This window comes from Flavobacterium urocaniciphilum (assembly GCF_900110615.1).
Taxonomy (GTDB): domain Bacteria; phylum Bacteroidota; class Bacteroidia; order Flavobacteriales; family Flavobacteriaceae; genus Flavobacterium; species Flavobacterium urocaniciphilum.
In genome coordinates, this window is the sequence record NZ_FOEI01000001.1 from 41,076 (window position 1) to 58,109 (window position 17,034).

At 28.4% G+C, this 17,034-nt stretch carries 16 protein-coding genes; 14 read left to right on the forward strand and 2 right to left on the reverse strand.

The window, feature by feature from the left end:
* Nucleotides 1–10: 10 nt before the first annotated feature.
* A complete protein-coding gene (locus BMY86_RS00150; RefSeq protein WP_091463450.1) occupies nucleotides 11–652 on the reverse strand; it encodes a MarC family NAAT transporter in 642 nt (213 codons plus the stop codon).
* A 109-nt stretch (nucleotides 653–761) separates the two neighbouring features.
* Between BMY86_RS00150 and BMY86_RS00155 the strand changes: the two genes are divergently transcribed.
* The gene (locus BMY86_RS00155) at nucleotides 762–1,118 is read left to right on the forward strand and encodes a CoA-binding protein (RefSeq protein ID WP_091463453.1); all 357 of its coding nucleotides are present in this window, start codon (nucleotides 762–764) and stop codon (nucleotides 1,116–1,118) included.
* Here the strand turns inward: BMY86_RS00155 and BMY86_RS00160 are convergent, their stop codons facing one another.
* Nucleotides 1,119–2,618 (reverse strand): sodium:solute symporter, encoded by a 1,500-nt coding sequence (locus tag BMY86_RS00160; RefSeq protein ID WP_091463455.1) that lies wholly within the window; start codon nucleotides 2,616–2,618, stop codon nucleotides 1,119–1,121.
* Nucleotides 2,619–2,699: 81 nt separating this feature from the next.
* Here BMY86_RS00160 and BMY86_RS00165 point away from each other — a divergent pair, with 81 nt between their 5' ends.
* The 13 genes from BMY86_RS00165 to BMY86_RS00225 all read left to right on the forward strand — a co-directional run bounded on the left by BMY86_RS00165 (nucleotide 2,700) and on the right by BMY86_RS00225 (nucleotide 17,032).
* Nucleotides 2,700–3,188, forward strand: coding sequence for a hypothetical protein (locus tag BMY86_RS00165; protein WP_091463458.1), 489 nt, complete (start codon nucleotides 2,700–2,702; stop codon nucleotides 3,186–3,188).
* 74 nt (nucleotides 3,189–3,262) lie between these two features.
* Nucleotides 3,263–3,883: a recombination mediator RecR gene (recR, locus tag BMY86_RS00170; protein WP_091463460.1), complete on the forward strand. Its 621-nt coding sequence runs from the start codon at nucleotides 3,263–3,265 to the stop codon at nucleotides 3,881–3,883.
* A gap of 51 nt (nucleotides 3,884–3,934) precedes the next feature.
* Nucleotides 3,935–4,735, forward strand: a complete 801-nt coding sequence (locus BMY86_RS00175) for a polysaccharide biosynthesis/export family protein (RefSeq protein ID WP_091463463.1) — start codon at nucleotides 3,935–3,937, stop codon at nucleotides 4,733–4,735.
* Between the two features lie 6 nt (nucleotides 4,736–4,741).
* On the forward strand, nucleotides 4,742–7,216 hold the full coding sequence (locus BMY86_RS00180; protein ID WP_091463465.1) for an exopolysaccharide transport family protein: 2,475 nt from the start codon (nucleotides 4,742–4,744) through the stop codon (nucleotides 7,214–7,216).
* A 15-nt stretch (nucleotides 7,217–7,231) separates the two neighbouring features.
* On the forward strand, nucleotides 7,232–8,224 hold the full coding sequence (locus BMY86_RS00185) for an SDR family oxidoreductase (RefSeq protein WP_091465514.1): 993 nt from the start codon (nucleotides 7,232–7,234) through the stop codon (nucleotides 8,222–8,224).
* The gene (locus BMY86_RS00190; protein ID WP_091463467.1) at nucleotides 8,217–9,605 is read left to right on the forward strand and encodes a UDP-glucose 6-dehydrogenase; all 1,389 of its coding nucleotides are present in this window, start codon (nucleotides 8,217–8,219) and stop codon (nucleotides 9,603–9,605) included. The genes BMY86_RS00185 and BMY86_RS00190 overlap by 8 nt, the downstream gene beginning before the upstream one ends.
* 1 nt (nucleotide 9,606) lies before the next feature.
* Nucleotides 9,607–10,890 (forward strand): nucleotide sugar dehydrogenase, encoded by a 1,284-nt coding sequence (locus tag BMY86_RS00195; protein ID WP_177177095.1) that lies wholly within the window; start codon nucleotides 9,607–9,609, stop codon nucleotides 10,888–10,890.
* Between the two features lie 2 nt (nucleotides 10,891–10,892).
* Nucleotides 10,893–12,020, forward strand: a complete 1,128-nt coding sequence (gene wecB, locus BMY86_RS00200; protein WP_091463471.1) for a non-hydrolyzing UDP-N-acetylglucosamine 2-epimerase — start codon at nucleotides 10,893–10,895, stop codon at nucleotides 12,018–12,020.
* A 4-nt stretch (nucleotides 12,021–12,024) separates the two neighbouring features.
* On the forward strand, nucleotides 12,025–13,233 hold the full coding sequence (gene wecC, locus BMY86_RS00205; RefSeq protein ID WP_091465518.1) for a UDP-N-acetyl-D-mannosamine dehydrogenase: 1,209 nt from the start codon (nucleotides 12,025–12,027) through the stop codon (nucleotides 13,231–13,233).
* Between the two features lie 2 nt (nucleotides 13,234–13,235).
* Nucleotides 13,236–13,973 carry an FkbM family methyltransferase gene (locus BMY86_RS00210; protein WP_091463475.1) on the forward strand — a complete coding sequence of 246 codons (738 nt, stop codon included), beginning with the start codon at nucleotides 13,236–13,238 and terminating at the stop codon, nucleotides 13,971–13,973.
* Nucleotides 13,974–13,981: 8 nt separating this feature from the next.
* Nucleotides 13,982–15,136 carry a glycosyltransferase family 4 protein gene (locus BMY86_RS00215; protein WP_091463478.1) on the forward strand — a complete coding sequence of 385 codons (1,155 nt, stop codon included), beginning with the start codon at nucleotides 13,982–13,984 and terminating at the stop codon, nucleotides 15,134–15,136.
* Complete coding sequence (locus BMY86_RS00220) at nucleotides 15,133–16,434, forward strand: oligosaccharide flippase family protein (protein WP_091463482.1); 1,302 nt, start codon at nucleotides 15,133–15,135, stop codon at nucleotides 16,432–16,434. Before BMY86_RS00215 ends, BMY86_RS00220 begins: the two co-directional genes overlap by 4 nt.
* Nucleotides 16,427–17,032: an acyltransferase gene (locus tag BMY86_RS00225; RefSeq protein ID WP_091463484.1), complete on the forward strand. Its 606-nt coding sequence runs from the start codon at nucleotides 16,427–16,429 to the stop codon at nucleotides 17,030–17,032. Before BMY86_RS00220 ends, BMY86_RS00225 begins: the two co-directional genes overlap by 8 nt.
* The last annotated feature ends 2 nt before the right edge of the window (nucleotides 17,033–17,034 follow it).

The window sequence follows — 17,034 nt, forward strand, 5'->3', positions numbered from 1 at the left end:
ATTTTTTAACTTAGATTCCTCTAATAATACTTAATGTTGCACTAATAATATACTGAATTCCGATTGCAATTGTTAAGAAACCAATGATACGAGAAATGGCAACAATTCCAGAAGAACCTAATATTTTAGCTAAATAATGGGCGCTTCTTAAAACTATATAAATTAAAGCTGCAACTGCTAAAATAGCTAAACATGAGAATAAAATTTCTAATGAAGTAATAGCATTTCCTGTTTCACTCAATTCTTGATAATATGCAATTAATAAAGAAATAGAACCTGGTCCGGCTAGCATTGGCATTGCTAAAGGTGTTAAGGCAATATGTTGACGCTTTTCAACTTCTTTCTGTACTTTTTTGTTGATTCCTTTGTTTTTGCTAAAATTACCATTCAATAAAGAAAATCCAGAACTTGCAATGATAATTCCACCAGCAATTCTTAGTGCAGTTATGGTAATCCCAAAAAACGATAAAACATACTGACCAACAAAGAAGGAAATCAATAAAATTACGCAAACGTTAATGGATGTTACTAATGAAGTTTTTGAGCGTTCCGAAGCGGTATAACCTTGAGTTAATCCAACAAAAATCGGAACAGTTCCTATTGGGTTTAATACTGAAAATAAGGCAACGAATAAATAAATGAAAATGTCCATAGTTTTTTTACAAAAGTATCTTGTATTCCAAAGATAGAATTTAAAATAGAATTAAATAAATGTAAATTAAAAAACTTTTACTATTTTTATGTAAAAATACAACATAACTATGAAGACTTTAGTCCTAGGAGCAACCACAAATAAAGAAAGATATGCGTATAAAGCAATTCATGCGCTAACGGACAATAGTCACCAAGTTGTGGCAGTTGGTACCAAAGATGGTATGGCTTTAGATGTTAAAATTGAAACTACAAAAGTGCCTTTTATTGGGATTGATACCGTTACACTTTATTTAAATCCTAAAAACCAACAAGAATATTACGACTATATCGTTTCTCTTCATCCACGACGTGTGATATTCAATCCAGGAACTGAAAATCCTGAATTTTATGAAATTCTAAAACAAAATAATATTGAATTTGAAGTTGCTTGTACTTTGGTTTTGCTTGCAACTAAACAATATTAACTATTCCGTTTTAAGCGATTTTTTACTAATTAGATACAATCCAACAAAAGTTATCAATCCGTTTACAATGATTAATTCTTCTGCGAAAGCATAAGGAATTAGTTTTGGGTTTTCTACATCAATTCCCGAATTTACACTAATTAAATACGTTATCGCAGGTGATAATAAACAGATAAATGGAACCAATTTGTCTTTAACCGAACGATTTTTAATTAAAATTCCGAATGTAAATAATCCTAAAAGTGGTCCGTACGTATACGAAGCTACTTTGAAAATTAATTTTACTACCGATTGATTGGTTAAAGAATTAAAAATTAAGATAACTATAAAAATGGCTAAAGAAAATCCGATATGAACTAAATGTCTTGTTTTAACAGTCTCTTTAGTCTCTTCTTTCTTTTCCATTCCTAAGAAATCAATACAGAAAGAAGTGGTTAAAGCTGTTAATGCCGAATCAGTTGTTGCAAATGTAGCAGCAGTTAATCCTAATAAGAAAACAACAGCCGGAATTAAAGCAAAATGATTAAAAGCAATTTCTGGAAATAATAAATCGGTTCTCACATCACCATTTAACATAGGGACAGCAATGTTGTTTTTAGTAGCATATAAATATAATAAAGCTCCAACACTTAAGAAAAACAAGTTAATAACTACAAAAATTCCAGTGAAAGTAAACATATTTTTCTGGGCTTCTTTAATGTTTTTGCAACTTAGGTTTTTCTGCATTAAATCTTGATCTAAACCAACCATTGCAATTGTTACGAAGATTCCGCCTAAAATTTGTTTGATAAAATGTTGACCAGAGCCTATGAAATCCTCAAAAAAGAAAATTTTAGAATATTTAGAAGCATCAATTTCAGCTACAGCTTTGCTAATTCCAAAATCTAAACTATCACATACAAAGTAAATCGTAAAAAATACAGAAGCAACTAAAAATAAGGTTTGTAAAGTGTCAGTAATGATAATCGTTTTTAATCCGCCTTTATAGGTATAAGCAAATATCAATCCTAAACTAATTAAAACAGTTGCCCAGAACGGAATTCCGAATTTATCAAACACAAAATTTTGCAATACTAAAACTACTAAGTATAAACGAAACGCTGAGCCAATTGTTCTACTCATTAAGAAAATAAATGAAGCAGTTTTGTAGCTAAAATGACCTAAACGTTGTTCTATATACGTATAAATTGATGTTAAGTTTAATTTATAATACAGAGGAAGTAAAACGGTTGCAACTATAATAAATCCAATTGCGTTTCCTAAAATAAACTGAAAATAAGCAAATTGATTGGCATCTACAGCACCAGGAACAGAAATAAAAGTTACACCTGAAAGTGCCGTTCCAATCATTCCAAATGCTACCAAATACCATGGCGATTTTTTATTGGCTTTAAAAAAAGTATCATTGCTACTTCCCGCTTTTTTGTTCATGAAATATGAAATTCCGAACAATACAATAAAATAAGAAAGGAAAAATAAAAGGATAGTACTTGGTTGCATAAGTTTTTTTTACAAAAATAGCAGAATAATGTAAATTCAAAACATATTTGTTTACATTTGGAACAATTAAATGTATTAAAAATGAAAAACGAAATTTTTAAAAAGCTATTATTTGTACTAGCTTTATTTACAGTGTCATTTTCTGCTGTAGCTCAGGATGGAGAAGAAGTAGTTGAAGAAGCACCAGAAGTTGTGATTGATATGGATTTTAATAAATCTTTATATGCTAATAATTTTGGAAACATGTATATGTCTGAAACGCCAAAAGCAGTATTAATGGCGATGGTTGTTCCTCAAAGTTATGAGTCTGGAAAAGCAGAATTAAAAAAATCAATGGAACCAGATTTAAAGAATTTTAAAGTTCAAGAATTTACAGAAAATGGTGTGAAATATTTTGCATGTACTGGAATCATGAATCAAAATAACGAAGAAGTTTATGTAGAAGTAATGGTGAAAAAAGTTGTTGATGATTCTTGTTTAATGGTTACTTCTATGTATGAAGTAGGTGTAAAAACTAAATATGAAAAGGAAGCTAAAAAAGCAATTTTGTCTGCTAAAGTCATAGATTAAATTTTTTAAAATAAACAGTTAGAAACCTATTTGCTTAATGTAAATAGGTTTTTTCTTTTTGATATATTTGCATTATGGAATTTTCGTCGAAATTATTAGAAAATGCAGTAAATGAAGTTGCTATGTTACCAGGAATTGGAAAACGTACAGCTATGCGTTTAGTTTTGCATTTGTTAAAACAACCAAATGAACAAACTCAAATGTTAACAGAAGCGTTAACTAAAATGAGAAACGAAATTATTTATTGTCAAAATTGTCATAATATTTCCGATAATGTAATTTGTGAAATATGTAATAATCCAAGTCGCGATCATTCAATAGTTTGTGTTGTTGAAGATGTGAGAGATGTTATGGCTATTGAAAATACAAGAATGTTTAAAGGAATTTACCATGTTTTGGGTGGGAAAATTTCGCCAATTGAAGGTATTTCGCCAAGTCAATTAAACATTAATTCATTAATTCAGAAAGTTAAAGAAAATAAAGTTTCAGAAATAATTTTTGCTTTAAGTTCTACTATGGAGGGCGATACAACCAATTTCTATATTTATAAACAAATTAAAGAATATAAAGTAAATATTTCAACAATTGCACGAGGAATTTCTGTAGGTGATGAATTAGAATATGCAGATGAAGTTACACTTGGAAGAAGTTTATTACACAGAATACCATTTGAATCATCAATTAAACCGATGTAAATTTTTTAATTTACCTAGAAAAAGTATATTTGTAACATCTAAAATAATGCTATGAAGTTTTTTAAACATATATTATATATAATTACAGTTTCTTTACAATTAACATCTTGTATTTCTCATAAAGACACTCTTTATTTAGAAAAAAACAAAGATAAAGTTGCTGATATTGAAATAAATGCGGATGCTTACAAGCCATACAGATTACAAGTTGATGATATTTTATCTATAGATATTAGGTCAAATAATGCGAAAGATGTTGAAATATTTAGCAAAAAGAAAGACGTATCAGGAAATAATATAATCAATCAAGATCAGTTATATTTTGATGGGTATCAAGTTGATGGTTTTGGAAATATTAGAATTCCTGTTTTAGGATCAGTAAATGTTCAAGGACAAACGGTTGAAGAAGTTTCAAAATTGTTAGAAAAAAAATTGTTAGAAGAATATTTTACACCTAATTCTAATCTATTTGTAATTGTGAAATTAGCAGGTATTCGATACACAATTAATGGTGAAGTTGGTAGTACAGGAACTAAAACGGTTTTTCAAGATAAATTAAATGTGTTGGAAGCCATTGCTAATTCTGGAGATATTAATTTGACAGGAAATAAAAAAGAAGTAGTCGTAATGAGAAAAATTCCAACTGGTTATCAATCGGAAACGTTGGATTTAACAGATGCCAATGTAATTAATTCTCAATTTTTTTATTTAAAACCACACGATTATATCTATGTTAAACCATTAAAACAAAAAACTACAGGTTTTGGACTAAATGGTATACAAACTGTTACTACTGTACTTTCGGTATTTGGAGTGCTTACAACGACTTACTTACTAATCAAAAGCTTATAATAAATAATGTTTGATACTAAAGATTTAAAATCATTAGCAGAAGGTGCTAGTTTTGATGTAAAAGCTTTTCTTGTAAAATTACTTGGACATTGGAAATTATTTGTGCTTTTTATTTCTGTTGCACTTTATTGGGCTTATTACGTAAATATTAGAAAAGAAAGTATTTATGGGATGGATGCTTCAATTGTTGTAAAAGATGAAAGCAATCCAATGTTCTCTAATAATACCAATTTAACATTCAATTGGGGAGGTACATCAGATAAAGTTCAAACGGTTATTACTACTTTACGTTCTAGAACTCACAATGAAAGAGTTGTTGATAAATTGCAATTTTACATTAAGTATTTGAGAAAAGGAGATTATTTTTACCCAGATGCTTATGGAACCATACCTTTTAAAGCTGTAATTAATAAGCAAAGAGGGCAATTAGCTAATATGCTTATTAGAATAAAGCCAATTTCAAATACACAATTTGAGTTTGAAGCTGATTTTGGTGAAGCTAAAGAAGTTATGCTTTATCATTATGTTGATAATTCAACAAGTTTTGTTCCTACTAACGGTAAAAAATATTTTAATAGATTTAGATTTAATCAAGAAATTGACTTACCATTTTTTAACGGTCAAATTACTTTAGATTCTTCAAAACCGTTAAACTTAAATGAAGATATTTATATACGATTTGATGATTTTAATGGAACAGTTGGTTCTTATAGAGGAATAGGTGTAAATGCTGATGCAAAAGCAGCTTCTGTTATTGTGTTAGATATGCAAGGACCTAATAAAGCTCGTTTAGTTGAATATTTAAATTCTACAGTAGATATCCTAAGAGAAAATGAATTAAATAGTAAAAATTTATTTGCAGTAAATACCATTAGATTTATTGATAGTACTTTAAATGTAATAGAAGGACAGTTAAAAGATACGGAATCTGATTTAAAAAACTTTAGAAAAAATACTAATGTTTATGAATTAGAAACTGGTGGTTTAAAATTTACTGAAGAAATATCAAATTTAGATTTAGAACAAGACAATATTAAGCGAAAATTGGCTTTTTATAATTTCTTAAAAAGTTATTTAGAAAAAAATACCGATTATTCTAAATTACCAGCACCTGCTGTAGCAGGAATTGATGATCCTAATATTGTTTCAAATGTTTCTAAATTAATTCAATTATCTATTGATAGAGCTGAAAAAACATTTACAGTTAAAAATCAAAATTTATACAAAGAATTAGATTCTCAAATGGAATCTGTAAAAAAAGTACTTTTAAATAATATTGAAAGTTCTAAAAGTGCTTTATCAATTGATTTAAAAAGTATTAATAATAGAATTAATAAAGCAGAAGGTTCTATTAGTCAGTTGCCAGATAAACAACAAGATTATATTAATATTTCTAGAAAATACGATTTAAAAGAAAAAATTTATAGTACATTTTTAGAAAAACGAAGTGAAGCAGATATCGTAAAAGCGGCAAGTGTTTCTGATATAGAATTTATCGATTCTGCTAAAGATGTGGGTGGCGGATTTAGAGGTCCAAAGCGATCAATTAATTATGTTTTAGCCATTATAGTTGGTTTCTTTTTACCCTTTTTATATGTATTAATCAAAGCATTATCAGATACAAATATTAATACTACTCAGGAAATTACACAACTAACAAAAATTCCAATTATTGGTGTTATTGGTAAGAAAAATACTGAAAATAATTTATCTGTTTTTGAAAAACCAAAAGCGCCTTTAGCAGAATCATTTAGAGCGGTACGTTCTTCTTTACAGTTTTTGTCTAAAAAACATAATTTAGAAGGTACTAAAATATTAATGTTAACATCTTCCATTTCTGGAGAAGGTAAATCATTTTGTTCCATCAATTTAGCAACGGTTTTTGCTTTAAGTGAAAAGAAAACCGTTATTGTTGGACTAGATTTAAGAAAACCAAAGATTTTTGGTGATTTTAAAGTGGATAATAATGTTGGAGTTGTAAATTATTTAGTCGGACAAAAAACAGTGGATGAAATTATTTATAAATCTCATATTCCGAATTTAGATATTATTACATCAGGTCCAATTCCTCCAAACCCATCTGAATTATTGATGAGTGAAGCAATGGAAGATTTAATTAATGAATTAAAAACGAAATACGATTACATTATTTTAGATACACCGCCAGTTGGTTTAGTTGCTGATGCTTTAGAATTATCTCATTATGCTGACGCTACTTTGTATGTTGTAAGACAAGCATATACAAAACGTGGAATGCTTTCTGTTGTAAATGAAAAACACTTGAGAGGAGAGCTTAAAAATGTAAGCATCATTTTCAATGGTTTCCAAAATAAAGCTAAATATGGTTATGGTTATGGTTACGGATATGGATATGGTGCATACGGATATGGATATGGTGCTTATTATGAAGAAGACAAAAAGCCTAAAACATTAAAAGAGAAATTTTTAGATTATATCAATTTTCCAAAAAGAAGAGATTAATAAAAAGTGAGTGATATTATTCAAAATAAAAAAATTGTAATTACAGGTGGAGCCGGTTTTATCGGCTCTAATTTGTGTAATTATTTTTTGAACCAAAATAACCAAATTGTTTGCTTAGATAATTTTTCAACTGGATTTAAACATAATATTGAACCTTTTTTAAATCATCCTAATTTTACATTAATTGAAGGTGATATTAGAAATTTTGAAACTTGTAAAAAAGCTGTTGAAAACGCAGATTATGTATTGCATCAGGCTGCTTTAGGAAGTGTTCCTCGTTCCATAAATGACCCAATTACATCAAACGAAGTAAATGTTTCTGGATTTTTAAACATGTTACAAGCTTCAAAAGATGCCAATGTAAAACGATTTGTTTATGCAGCTAGTTCTTCCACTTATGGTGATTCAGAAGCTTTACCTAAAGTAGAAGATAAAATAGGGAAACCATTATCTCCTTATGCCATCACAAAATATGTAAATGAATTATATGCAGATGTATTTAGTAAAACGTATGGAATTGAAACAATAGGGTTACGTTATTTTAATGTTTTCGGAAGACATCAAACACCGAATGGAGCTTATGCAGCTGTAATTCCGAAGTTTATTTCCTTATTTATCAATCACGAAAGTCCTGTAATAAATGGAGATGGAAATTATTCAAGAGATTTTACCTATATAGACAATGTAATTCAAATGAATGAATTAGCTTTGCAGGCTCAAAATTCAGAAGCGATTAATCAAGTATATAATACTGCTTTTGGAGAACGTACAACTTTAAACGAATTAATAAAATATATAAAAGAATTTCTAACACCATACGATTCTGAAATTGCAACTATTTCTTGTGTTTATGGTCCGAATAGAAGTGGAGATATTCCACATTCTTTAGCAAGTATTGATAAAGCTAAAGATTTATTGGGGTATAATCCGAAATTTTCAATTAAAGAAGGATTGAAAGAATCTATCGATTGGTATTGGAAAAATTTAAAAAAAGAACAAAATGATTAAAAATATTTGTTGTATTGGCGCTGGATATGTTGGTGGACCAACAATGGCAGTTATTGCTCAAAAATGTCCACATATTAAAGTTACAGTAGTAGATTTAAATCAAGATAGAATAAATGCTTGGAATCATGAAGATTTAAGTTTGTTACCTATATATGAACCTGGTTTAGATACTGTTGTTGGTGAAGCACGTGGAAGAAATTTATTCTTTTCAACTGAAGTAGATAAAGCGATTGATGAAGCAGATGCAATTTTTATTTCAGTAAATACACCAACCAAAACCTATGGAGTTGGTAAAGGTATGGCTGCTGATTTAAAATATATTGAATTATGTGCCAGACAAATTGCTCGCGTGGCTAAATCGGATAAAATTGTAATAGAAAAATCAACTTTACCAGTAAGAACAGCTCAAGCCATTAAGGATATTTTGGATCATACTGGCAACGGAGTTAACTTTCAAATTTTATCTAACCCAGAATTTTTAGCAGAAGGAACAGCTATTGAAGATTTATTTGCTCCAGATAGAGTTCTTATTGGTGGCGATACAAGTCCAGAAGGTCAAAAGGCAATTCAGAAATTAGTTGATGTTTATGCAAATTGGGTAAACAGAGATAATATTTTAACCACTAATGTTTGGTCTTCAGAATTATCAAAATTAACTGCAAATGCTTTCTTAGCACAACGTGTTTCATCTATTAATGCGATGAGTGAATTATGTGAAAAAACGGGTGCAGATGTTAATGAAGTTGCAAAAGCAATTGGTTTAGATAGTAGAATTGGATCAAAATTTTTGAAATCTTCTGTAGGTTTTGGTGGATCTTGTTTCCAAAAAGATATTTTAAACTTGGTTTATATCGCAAAATCATACGGATTAAACGAAGTTGCAGATTATTGGGAACAAGTAATTATTATGAACGACCACCAAAAACGTCGTTTCTCAAAAAATATTATCAGTACTTTATATAATACTGTTTCTGGAAAGAAAATTGCTTTCTTAGGTTGGGCTTTTAAAAAAGACACCAATGATACTCGTGAATCTGCAGCCATTTATGTTGCTGATGATTTAATTAGTGAACAAGCAAATGTGGCAGTTTTCGATCCAAAAGTTGAAGCTGATCAAATTCATTTCGACTTAAATTATTTGGAAACACGTTCAGATTCTGAAAATAAAAAATACATTGCTATTGAAAGTAATGGTTATGATGCTTGTAAAAATGCACATGCTATTGCTATTTTAACTGAATGGGATGAATTTAAATCTTACGATTGGCAAAAAATTTATGATAATATGTTAAAACCAGCTTTTGTTTTTGATGGTAGAAACTTATTAGATGGAGAAAAATTAGAAAAAATTGGATTTATTTATCAAGCAATTGGAAAATAACATGAATATAAAAATTGCCGTTATAGGATTAGGATATGTTGGACTTCCGTTAGCAAGATTGTTTGCTACGAAATTCCCAGTTGTTGGTTTTGATATCAATGAACAAAGAATTTCCGAATTAAATAATGGTATCGATTTAACTTTAGAAGTTGAAGAAGATTTATTAAAATCAGTTTTAAAAAGTCAAAATTCTTCAAGTTCCAATTATCTTTTATGTTCTAATAAATTAGAAGATATTGCCGATTGTAATTATTATATCGTTACAGTTCCAACACCTGTAGATAAACATAATAAGCCCGATTTAACACCTCTTTACAAAGCCAGTGAAACGGTAGCTAAAGTGTTGAAAAAAGGTGATATAGTTATATACGAATCAACCGTGTATCCTGGCGTTACAGAAGAGGAATGTGTGCCTGTTTTAGAAAAATTATCAGGATTAAAATTTAATTTCGACTTTTTCGCTGGTTATTCTCCTGAAAGAATCAATCCAGGTGATAAAGAACATACTGTTGATAAAATTTTAAAAGTAACCGCTGGTTCCACTCTAGAAATCGGACAAAAAGTAGATGCTTTATATAAGAGTGTGATTACTGCTGGAACTCATTTAGCACCAACAATTAAAGTAGCAGAAGCGGCAAAAGTTATTGAAAATTCTCAAAGAGATATCAATATTGCTTTCGTAAATGAATTAGCTAAAATTTTTAATATTTTGGATATTAATACCCAAGATGTTTTAGAAGCCGCTGGCACAAAATGGAACTTCTTGCCTTTTAAACCAGGTTTAGTAGGCGGTCATTGCATTGGTGTGGATCCTTATTATTTAGCACAAAAAGCGATGGAAGCGGGTTACCATCCTGAAATTATTTTGGCAGGTCGTCGAATGAATGACAGTATGGGAGAATATGTTGCTTCTGAAGTAGTAAAATTGATGATCAAAAAAGAAATCGTTTTACATAAAGCCGAATTGTTACTTTTAGGTGTTACTTTTAAAGAAAATTGTCCCGATGTTCGAAATACCAAAATTGTAGATATCGTTCATTCCTTAAAAGAATACGGAATTAATATTACCATTTATGATCCATGGGCAAAACCAGAAGAAGTGCTTCATGAATATGGAATTGTTTGTCATTCCGAACTAAATAATGAAACAAAATATGATGCTGTTGTATTAGGTGTTTCTCATGAGGTTTTCAATGAATTAAATATCGGTTCTTTAACAAAAGAAAATAATGTTATTTATGATGTTAAAGGTTTCCTTTCAACTGAAGTTGATGGTAGATTATAATTATGATAAGAAATTTAATTGTTTTTGGAACAAGACCAGAAGCCATAAAAATGGCTCCTTTGGTGAAAAATTTTTTATTAAATAAAAATTTTCATACTAAAGTTTGTGTTACGGCGCAACATAGAGAAATGTTAGATCAGGTTTTAGATTTTTTTGAAATCATTCCTGATTACGATTTAAACTTAATGAAAAAAGACCAAAACTTATTTTCATTAACTTCAGATATCATAATAAATCTAAAACCTATTTTAGAAGAGTTTAAGCCTGATTTTGTTTATGTTCATGGAGATACAACAACTTCTATGGCTGTAAGTTTAGCTTCTTTTTATAGTGGAGCTAAAGTATGCCATGTGGAAGCTGGATTGCGTACAAATAATAAATTATCGCCTTTTCCAGAAGAAATGAACAGACAAATTACAGGTAGAATTGCCGATTTTCATTTTTCTCCAACTATTGAATCTAAAAATAATTTACTAATTGAAAATGTAAAAAATGATTCTATTCTTGTAACTGGAAATACGGTTATTGACGCTCTGTTGTTTAGTAAAAGCAAATTACTTAACTATAAAAATGATGAAATAAATTTTCTAGAAGAAATTATCGATTCATCTAAGAAAATAATTCTTGTTACAGGTCATAGAAGAGAAAATCATGGTAAAGGAATTCAAAATATATGTAATGCTTTAATTGATATTGCTAATTCTTATAAAGATACAGTTCAAATCATTTATCCAGTTCATCTTAATCCAAATATTAAGGATACAGTAAATGAAATGTTAGGTAATCATTCTAATATTAAGTTAATTCATCCATTATCATATCCTGCTTTTGTGTGGCTTATGAATCAATCATATTTAATTTTAACAGATAGTGGTGGTGTACAAGAAGAAGCACCAAGTTTAGGTAAACCTGTATTAGTTTTAAGGGATACAACAGAAAGACCTGAAGCCGTAAAAGCTGGAACAGTTATTTTAGTGGGTACAGATAAAAATGCAATAATTAAAACTTGTTCAGAATTATTAGATAATAACTCAATATATTTGAAAATGACTAAAACGCACAATCCTTATGGAGATGGCTTAGCTAGTAAAAAAATAATTGAGTTTATTGAAAATCAATTTATTAATTAAATTTATGAAAGTTGTAACTCTTGGTTTAGGATATATTGGATTGCCAACTTCAGCATTAATTGCTAAAAATGGAATTGCTGTTCATGGAGTAGATTTAAATGAAAATGTTGTACATACAATTAATGAAGGAAAAATTCATATTGTAGAACCATCTTTAGAAGAAGTTGTAGAAGAAGTTGTTAGAAAAGGATTTTTAAAAGCTAGTACTTCTATTGAATCTGGTGATGTGTATTTAATAGTTGTTCCAACTCCATTTAAATCGAAAAATGAACCAGATATTTCTTTCGTTAGTGCTGCAACTAAAGCAGTTATCCCTTATTTGAAAAAAGGAGATTTATATATTATCGAATCTACATCTCCAATTGGAACTACTGAAAAAATGATGGATTTAATCTTTTCAGAAAGACCAGAACTTACAAACGAAATATTTATTGCTTATTGTCCTGAACGAGTTTTACCAGGAAATATAATGTACGAATTAGTACATAATGATAGAGTAATTGGTGGTGTAAATGATATTTCAACACAAAAAGCATTAGCGTTTTATAAACATTTTGTAAACGGTAATTTACATGGTACTAATGCACGAACTGCTGAAATGTGCAAATTAACTGAAAATTCTTCTCGTGATGTTCAAATTGCTTTTGCCAACGAGCTTTCATTAATTTGTGATAAAGCAAATATTAATGTTTGGGAATTGATAAATTTAGCTAATAAACATCCTCGAGTTAATATTTTACAACCTGGTTGTGGAGTAGGAGGACATTGTATTGCAGTTGATCCTTATTTTATAGTTGCCGACTATCCAATGGAGTCACAATTAATTGGAAAAGCAAGGGAAATTAATAATTATAAATCTTTTTGGTGTGCCGAAAAAGTGAAAACTACGAAGTTAGAATTTCAATTGAAACATGGCAAAAAACCAAGTATAGCTTTAATGGGATTAGCTTTTAAACCAAATATCGACGATTTAAGAGAATCTCCAGCAAAATATATAGCTCAAAAAGTTTTACAAGATGCTCAAAATGAAGAGTTTTATATTGTTGAGCCAAATATTACATCACATCAAGTATTCAAATTAACCCATTATAAAGAAGCTGTAGAAAAAGCAGATATAATTGTGTTTTTAGTTAATCATCAAGAATTTAAAAACTTAGATATCAAATCGGATAAAGTTGTTTTAGATTTTTGTGGAGTACATTCAAATTTTTAATTATGTTATTGCGTATTAAAATTTTAATCTCAAAGTTATTAGTAAATAATATAACTGGATTTTTATTGTTCCTTTTTTATAAAGGAACAATTACTTTTCATGGATTAAAAATTAATATTAATTATAAAATTATTAGAAAGAAAATAGCAGCTGCTTTATTTTTCAAAACCTACGAATCTTCTGAAATTAGATTTATTGAAAAATATTTAAATAATTATTCTGGAACAATTATAGAATTAGGTTCAAGTATTGGCGTGATGTCTTCTTTTATTTCTAAAAATAATCCGAATTCTAAGATTTTAGCTTTTGAAGCAGATTCTAGATTTATCCCAATAATTCAAAATAATCATAAAATTAATAACATTACAAATGTTAGTGCTTTTAATGAAATTATTGGCGTAAATGGGTATGAATTCTTTATTGGTGAAGATAATACAAAAGGTAAAATTCAAAAGTCCAATCAAAACAATTCTAAAAATGTTAATTTAAATGATATTTTAGATCGATATAAAATCGATGATGATTTTGTATTAATTTCTGATATTGAAGGTGCAGAATATTTTGTTTTGTTAAATTCGGATGAATCAGTTTTTAAAAATTGTAGTATGATTATTATTGAATTACATGACATTGAAATAGATGGTAATTTAATAACACCTGAAACGATGATTGCTAAAATGAAAGCATTTGGATTTACAATTGTTGATCAATATGCTGGAAACATTGTTGCCAAAAAATAAAGGTATAAATGAAAATAATTGTTTATCATATTGGTGCAAGGGATTATTATAGTATTGGAGAATTTTTCTCTAAAAGAAATCTATTACTTTGTTTGATAACTGATTATTGGAAACGTTCTAAATCTACTTTTTTTACTAATAAATTTTCTAGAAGATTCAATAAAAACATTCAATCTAATCAAATTATTTCGTATTCTATTTTACAAATTTTTTTTGTTGAGGTTTGTATAAAATTAATGTCTAATAAATTCCGAATTTGGAATTTTACCGGTAACTATTTTACAAACTTTGCATTAAAAAAAATATTAAATAAAATAGATTCAACTGAAAAAATACTCTTATGGGGTTATACAGGAGGAAATTTGAAAATATTGAAAAGACTTAAAAAAAATCAAAATGTCTTTTTTTTACACAACCAAATTGATCCAGGTATTGTGTATTATGATATTGAAAATGGTGAAAATTCTACTTACAAAGAACAATTTTTAAAAAACATTCAAGAAGAATGGAAATTAGCCGATGCGATTTTGGTGAATTCAGAATTTTCCAAAAAATGTTTAGAAAAATATCAGGTTAATGCTGACAAGATAATTGTTGTACCTCTAATATACAACGTAACTTCTAATATCAAAAAGAAACACTTTAATCCTGTTTTAACAATAGGATTCGTTGGAAATATTAACGAAATGAAAGGTTTTCCTATTTTTTTAGATGTCGCTAAACAATTGAAAGGTATTTGTAACTTTACAGCAATTGGAACATCGCATTTTTCGGAAAACTATATTGATAATGCTTCTGAATTTATAAAATTTACAGGGCATATGTCAATGAAAAATCTTAGTGTAGCCTATCAAAATATGGATGTCTTGGTTTTTCCAACTCAATGTGATGGTTTTGGGATGGTTCAATTAGAAGCGATGTCTTATGGAATTCCTGTAATTGCCAGTCCAAATTGTGCTACAGTTGTACAAGAAAACAGCAATGGTTTTATTGAAGATGATGCGAATTCTATAGTAAAAAGAATTTTGTATTTAAACGAAAATAGAGAAATTCTAAAACAATTTTCAGAAAATGCATTATTGAGAATAAATGATTATTCTGAAGCAAATTTTGAAAAAATACTTTCAAACGAATTATTGAAATTTAATATCGAAATAAAATGAGTTTGATTGTACAACTTAAAAATAGAATTAATAACTCTAGATTGCTTTCGGGTGTTTTTTGGACGCTTCTTGGTAATGGATTTTCTCGCTTATTTATGATGATTGGTACTGTTTGGTGTGCTAATATTTTAGGTGTTGAAAAATACGGGGAATTCGGAATTACAAGAAGTACAATCAATTTAATTTTAACGATTGCCGGTCTAAATATCGGAACAGTTCTAACCAAATATATTTCAGAGTTTAGAGAATCTGACAAAAAAAAATGCGCACAGTTAGTAACTCAAAATTATGTTTTTGTTTTAATAATGACTGTAGTTTTGGCTGTTGTAGTTTATTTCATCGCACCCTATTTAAGTACTTCTGTTTTAAAAACGCCTCAACTTACTGAAGAAATTCAATTAAGTGTTGTTGTTTTGTTTTTTGGTGTTATTTATCCGTTAAATGAAGCTGTTTTTAGAGGTTTTGAATGGTTTAAAGCTTTAGGGATAGTTCAAGCCATTGGAGCTATTTCTTTTTTACTGTTTGTGCCTCTATTTTCTATGAGTAAAGGTGTGTATGGAGCTATTTTAGGATATTTGATTTTTACAGTGTTTATGACACTCATAACTGCAGTTTATTTGTATGTAAAATTGAAAAAAGAACATATTTCTTTATTTGTTTTTGACTCAAATATTTTTCATTTTTCACAATTGTCTAAGATGTCAATTCCAATTTTGTTGGCATCAATTATTGAAGCTCCATTCTTTTGGTATTCACAAGTTTTGTTGGTAACATTTGCAGGTATGATAGAAAATGGAAAAATTGGAGCAATAATGCAAATTAGAAGCTTGATCCTTATTATTCCAAGTTATATTAGCTTAGTAACGTTGCCACTTTTGAGTAACACACTTTCAAAGAATGATGATAATAATCAATATAAAAATTATTTGAAAAAAAGTATGCAGTTAAATTTCGGAATTGCACTTATTTGTATTATTCCGTTTTTGTTTTTTTCAAATGATATAATGAAACTTTTTGGTAAAGATTTTCAAGTCGACTTTTGGACTTCTTTTTATGCTTATATATCCATTCCTTTTTTCGTAATTGCTAGTGTTATGGATCAAAGTCTAATTGCAAAAGGTAAAGCTTGGACGAATTTCTATATTTCTATTTTTTGGAATAGTATATTTATCGCTTTAATTTATGTAAATTTATCTTATGCTAATTTAGGTGGTATGGGATATATGTTAAGTATGTTTATTGCTATATTAGTATTAACAAGTTTAAAATATTACTATAATTCTAAAGCAAATGAATAATATAGATTATTCTAATTATAAAAATAAAATTCAATCTAGATCTACCTTAAAGTTTTTAATTGGTATTTTACCCCGTTTTTATAATCATTTTTTGGCTGAAATTAATAGGCAAATTGCTATTGTAAAAGGGGCAAGAATTGGGAAAAATACTTATATTACTTTTTCATTAGCTATAAAAGCAAACAAAAATTTATGCGTTGGAGATTCTTCAATTGTTGAAACTTCTAATTTAGATTTAAGAGATACTATTACTATTGGAAATCATGTAATCATTAACAAAAATGTTACTATTTTACGTGCTTCTCATGAGGTAGATTCATTAGATTTTGAAACAATTTCTAATCCACTTATAATTAATGATTTTGTATGGATTGCAACAAATGCTGCTATTTTGCCATCATGTAAAGAAATTTCAAAAGGTGTAGTACTAGGCGCATTTTCAATTTTAACTAAATCAATTTTAGATGAAAATGTAATTTTCGCCGGAAATCCAGCAAAATTTATTAGAAACCGCAAGAATATTTATTCTAATTTAGTTGTGGAAAGTCTTCAAGGTAGAGACTTTTTAAAGTATATTTCCTTTAGAAACAAAAATTAATA

Bases quoted from the DNA above. Each gene is read 5' to 3' on its own strand.
- BMY86_RS00150 (WP_091463450.1), bottom strand. From the start codon at position 652: ATGGACATTTTCATTTATTTATTCGTTGCCTTATTTTCAGTATTAAAC.
- BMY86_RS00215 (WP_091463478.1), top strand. From the start codon at position 13,982: ATGAAAATAATTGTTTATCATATTGGTGCAAGGGATTATTATAGTATT.
- BMY86_RS00225 (WP_091463484.1), top strand. From the start codon at position 16,427: ATGAATAATATAGATTATTCTAATTATAAAAATAAAATTCAATCTAGA.
- BMY86_RS00180 (WP_091463465.1), top strand. From the start codon at position 4,742: ATGTTTGATACTAAAGATTTAAAATCATTAGCAGAAGGTGCTAGTTTT.
- BMY86_RS00155 (WP_091463453.1), top strand. From the start codon at position 762: ATGAAGACTTTAGTCCTAGGAGCAACCACAAATAAAGAAAGATATGCG.
- recR (WP_091463460.1), top strand. From the start codon at position 3,263: ATGGAATTTTCGTCGAAATTATTAGAAAATGCAGTAAATGAAGTTGCT.
- wecB (WP_091463471.1), top strand. From the start codon at position 10,893: ATGATAAGAAATTTAATTGTTTTTGGAACAAGACCAGAAGCCATAAAA.
- BMY86_RS00160 (WP_091463455.1), bottom strand. From the start codon at position 2,618: ATGCAACCAAGTACTATCCTTTTATTTTTCCTTTCTTATTTTATTGTA.
- BMY86_RS00165 (WP_091463458.1), top strand. From the start codon at position 2,700: ATGAAAAACGAAATTTTTAAAAAGCTATTATTTGTACTAGCTTTATTT.
- wecC (WP_091465518.1), top strand. From the start codon at position 12,025: ATGAAAGTTGTAACTCTTGGTTTAGGATATATTGGATTGCCAACTTCA.
- BMY86_RS00195 (WP_177177095.1), top strand. From the start codon at position 9,607: ATGAATATAAAAATTGCCGTTATAGGATTAGGATATGTTGGACTTCCG.
- BMY86_RS00210 (WP_091463475.1), top strand. From the start codon at position 13,236: ATGTTATTGCGTATTAAAATTTTAATCTCAAAGTTATTAGTAAATAAT.
- BMY86_RS00175 (WP_091463463.1), top strand. From the start codon at position 3,935: ATGAAGTTTTTTAAACATATATTATATATAATTACAGTTTCTTTACAA.
- BMY86_RS00190 (WP_091463467.1), top strand. From the start codon at position 8,217: ATGATTAAAAATATTTGTTGTATTGGCGCTGGATATGTTGGTGGACCA.
- BMY86_RS00220 (WP_091463482.1), top strand. From the start codon at position 15,133: ATGAGTTTGATTGTACAACTTAAAAATAGAATTAATAACTCTAGATTG.